4 protein-coding genes are annotated in these 4,512 nt (G+C 39.3%); all 4 read left to right on the top strand.

Annotated elements, in window-relative coordinates; genetic code table 11:
• Window positions 1-3,020, top strand: a 3,020-nt coding sequence (locus GVY43_RS15600; protein WP_159563778.1) for a toxin Cry1Ac domain D-VI-related protein, incomplete at its 5' end; no start/stop codon positions are given.
• Window positions 3,021-3,291: 271 nt separating this feature from the next.
• Window positions 3,292-3,720 carry a DUF4352 domain-containing protein gene (locus tag GVY43_RS15595; protein ID WP_159563777.1) on the top strand — a complete coding sequence of 143 codons (429 nt, stop codon included), beginning with the start codon at window positions 3,292-3,294 and terminating at the stop codon, window positions 3,718-3,720.
• A 19-nt stretch (window positions 3,721-3,739) separates the two neighbouring features.
• The gene (locus GVY43_RS15590) at window positions 3,740-4,108 is read left to right on the top strand and encodes a DUF4352 domain-containing protein (RefSeq protein ID WP_159563776.1); all 369 of its coding nucleotides are present in this window, start codon (window positions 3,740-3,742) and stop codon (window positions 4,106-4,108) included.
• 19 nt (window positions 4,109-4,127) lie between these two features.
• Window positions 4,128-4,376, top strand: coding sequence for a hypothetical protein (locus GVY43_RS15585; RefSeq protein WP_159563775.1), 249 nt, complete (start codon window positions 4,128-4,130; stop codon window positions 4,374-4,376).
• The last annotated feature ends 136 nt before the right edge of the window (window positions 4,377-4,512 follow it).

Below are 4,512 nucleotides of genomic sequence, written 5' to 3'. Positions count from 1 at the left end.
CTATTAATGTAATGGCTACAACACTAGTTATTGCAAGTCCGTTTTTCTCTTCACCGGCTTACAGCAGTACATTTGCTGCTGAAAAAGTGAATACATTTGCATCAACTGCTAAAGTTACACAGACTACAGCGGCAAACGAGATTATTGTTTATAGTTTTGAAGAACTAAAACAAGCTATCACAGAAGATAATGGGATTGATACAATTTACATCGGTTCGAGTTTTAGTGTGACTGAAGATATTGTTATGCCATATCTTAAAAAGAACATCACTATTGATGGGAACGGAAATACTATTGATTTTGCGACGTATCAAAATACCTCGACGCGAGAATATGAAACTAAAGGTTTTGTAGTAAATGATAGTCGTTCTGGATCATCTGTGTACCACTTAAAGAATATGAAGTTAAATTCTTCATCTGTGAATGGACCATTCAAGGTAACGAATGCTGAAGATGTTTCTTTGAAATTTGAAAATATTCAATCGAACGGACGTGTTCTGGCTTATAACCCACTTGGGCGTGTTTATTTAATGGGAAATGGTACTGTTGTAGATACGCAATCTTCATCTAGTGATACACGTGCAATTGTATCAAGCTCAATTTTAGAGGTTAGTGGCGATTGGGATATGGTTACAAACGGGCGTACTTCATTTTACATGTATACAGGCTCGACGGGCACGTATCCAGGAAAGTTCATTCTACATTCAGGAGCCGACCTTTTCATCGAACATACCTTGAATCATTATTCGGCTAACATTTTTAATACTTCTGTTTCTGACACAGGTACAATTACAATCGATGAGAATGCTTCATTTGTTTCGAAAGGGTCATCTGTGACTGCACAGACCAAACCGATGAGAGACGTCACAATCGGCAAAAATGCATATGTTCGTGTTGGTGGATTCCCTGACAAAGATCTTGGGGGATCGACAAACGCGGCTAGTGTGTTGGCAGTTTCAAGAACTATCAATATTAATGAAAACGCAGATGTTGAAATTAATGGTCCACAACCTCTCCAATTGTATAAATATGATGCAACACTAAACATTAATAACCCTAAAAACTTCGTGTTGAAAGGTACGGGACGATTTAATGCTATCGCATTTTCTTCCCCATCTGGTAACATAACAGGAAATATGAATATTGTAGCTGACAGTGCCGTCTACTGGAGAGGAGTTCCAAACGTCACTGCCGGTACAGGGTTAGACTATTCTAAAGCAATGTCGAGCACAGGAAAAATTCAGATGTCCGCAGTTTATAATGGACTGACATTGAAATCTTCAACGGGTGATGAATCAAATTGGTTACCTAAGAGTCTGTATGGAACTACTAACCCTGACGGTAGCCAAGGGTATCCTGTATTTTCTGTAGGTTCTGAAAAAACATTGGAAGTTAAACAAGCTAGTGTAGGTACCAATGTTGTAGCAGGAACAGCAACACCTTCAGCAGATATTCGTATCACCTATAAAAAAGATGGTGTTACTAAAAGTTTTGTGCTGAAGTCTGACAGCAACGGACAGTTCAAATATACACTACCATTCCAGATTGCTGAAGGTTCAACCATTGATGTTCTTCTCGTTAGTGACTATCGGGTGGCGCATACTGGCGAAACAGAAGCAATGGAAAGTTTAGAAGTTATTGCACAACAGTCAGTAGACGACTTGTTCACGGATGAGAACCACAACGCACTCGCGCCGACGACGGACCAAGGTGCGATCGATGATGCCCGTGCGAAAGTGGACGCGCTCCCAGAGGGAGACCTCAAGGACGAGTTGACGAATCTCGTGGACGTGGCGCAAGACTTGTTGGATGCATCGAACGCGGTGAAGGACCTCGCGGACGGATCAGGCGTGATCAAGCCGGGAACGGACCAGAAGGCGATCGACGACGCGAAAGCGAAAGTGGACGCACTCCCAGAAGGTCCGCAGAAGGAAGAGCTCACGAACCAGCTCGAGGACATGCAGAAACAGCTTGATGATGCCGAGGTTGCAAGTATTCAAGTTCTCACATTCGATGAAATGACGACTAAAGATTTGTATGCGCGTGGTACTGTTTCGAAGAACACAGTCCGAGTCTATATTTATCTAAATGACCAGTTGATTCGTTGGAGACCAGTTGAAACTGATGGTTCATTCTACGGTCATGTCTCTAATACATTAAAAGAAGGAGACAAAGTGACAGTAGTGCCAGTTGATGAAAAAGGACGTCGTGGAACTGCAAAAGATATTATTGTTAAAGCAGATGCCATGGTAGGCGCACCAACACTCGATACGTATGTTGAAGGTGAAAACTGGATTACAGGACAAACTACTACTGGAACATCGTATGTAAGAATCTATGTGAATGGTGAATTAGTGCGAAAACGTAACGTTGAAGCAGATGGTTCATTCTATGGAAGTTTGTATGCGAATGGGTCACCGATTGCAAAAGTTGGAGATGTCATTACGGTAATTCCTTACAGTGTAAACGATGTTGCAGGTAAAGAAGCAACAACAATTGTTCAGGCTAAACCTGTTGAAATCAAAACTTTTGTTGAAAGTGATAACACACTATATGGAGTCACTACGGATCGTGCAGATAAAGTTGATATTTATGTCAACGGTAAGTTCCTCCGCACACGTGCTGTTGAAGCAGATGGAACGTTCTACGGTAGCATGTTGATTAATGGAGTCGTAGCTGCAAAAGCTGGAGATACCATTACTGTAAAAGCACGAACTGATGCTGGGCGCGTTCTTGCAGAAGGTCAAACGATTGTAGTGGCCGCTGAGAAGTCGAATCCACCTAAAGTCAATGCTTACACTACTGGCGATAAAGAACTTACAGGTACAGTTGACACTAATGTTAAACGGATGCGAGTCTACCTTCCTGATGGCACTGCAGTGAACCGTGGTGTGATTGAAAACGGGGCTTTCCGAGTTTATGTATTAGACTTCGGCTTGGAAGCAGGTCAAACAATTAAAGTGGTAGGTATTTTGGAGTCGGGTCGTGAAACACCTGCGACACAAATTACAGTAAAGTAATGCATTTTTATGTTTAGGATGTGAACGGACAGACGGAAGATTCCGTCTGTCTCGTTTTTGAAAGGAGATAGATATGATACTGATCATATTTCTTTTATTAATAGCGTTAAGTTTAGTGTCAGCATCCATTATTTTTTTGAGTGCTGTATGGATGGAAAAAATGTGAAATGTCACTGATGTGTAAAGTTTCGTTTAAGAGTATGTTTTATTTGGGAAATGAAACATAATTATTTAGTCAATTGATTTTTTTAACCAGTAAAAGGAGAAGAAAATGCAAAGAAAAATAACACTTTTATCACTTTTATTATTGCTGACAGTCTCATTGATAGCCTGTGGCTCTAATGGGATTGATGACCAACCAAAGTCTAATGATATTGTAGAGATTCAGTTGACGGAAATGTTTGAATATACCGAGCGGGATCCAGCGGAAGTGGAGCCTCCTGAGCATGTAACAGGTTTTAAAGTAAAAGTAAAGAATTTAGCAGAATATGAAATTGGGATCGGAATGTTCGATTTTGAAGTATTTAATAAAGAAGGCAAAAAGGTTGAAGCTTACGGATATGCAGATAGTTTAGGGCAGACGATTGATAAAGAAGAGAGTGTTGAAGGAACAATTTATTTTATTATCAACAAAGAAGACGTTTCCAAAGTTGTTTATACTGATCCTGAATTAAAGGAAACTATGCAATGGGACTTTTAATGAGTGAGGAAGATATACGATGAAATGGTGGAGTGAGTTTAAACAGCGAAAGAAGTTTTTACGCGATTATGCCGTCTTATATCAATCTAATGAATGTCGGATTACGTTAAAGAAAATTAGTAGTTATCGTTCAAGGGATTCATTTGAACGAACTCCACCTGAACATGTAACTAAAATTGAAATTGAAATTAAGAATCATTCCAAGTCTACTTTATTTGTAGAGTATAATGATTTTTCTATATTTAATAAGACAGGTGGGTCCGTAACTTTCTATCCCTATGTTTCAGATTCTTTAGGGACTATGATTGAACCTGGGACTAGTATTACAGGCAACATTTATGTGGTAGAGGACATTCAAGCAATATCTTCAATTTATTATAAGAGTTGAGAGAACAGGAGATGAATATATGGAATGGAGTAATTTCGATGCGCTCAAACTAATTGAGCATACTGAACATAATCTATCTTCTGAAGAAGCCTTAAATTTTGTGAAACGTCATTGGGAAATGGAAAATGAACACGAAACGTTTATCCGCCGAACGTTTCATATTGAAGATATAGAGCTTATTTATCTTAACGAGAAAATTAAAGTGTTTGAGACAAGATATAAGAATGGGGAATGGGTTTTCTTAAGAGTAGATGGGGGATGGCTTTAAAAGCGGGGATGATCATTACATTGGTTGATTAAATATAGTGGTAGGAAGTATTTTTAACTTTTTAGTTTTTTTGAAAAAGGGTGTCCTAGGGACGTCTTTTTTTTGAAGTTCAAGGCTCGTAAGCAGGGAGTTTAAT

Origin of the sequence: Exiguobacterium sp. 8H, from assembly GCF_902506255.1 — a bacterium.
Lineage (GTDB): Bacteria > Bacillota > Bacilli > Exiguobacteriales > Exiguobacteriaceae > Exiguobacterium > Exiguobacterium profundum.
The sequence above is the reverse complement of the archived record's forward strand: the minus strand, read 5'-3'. Positions and strand labels throughout refer to the sequence as shown.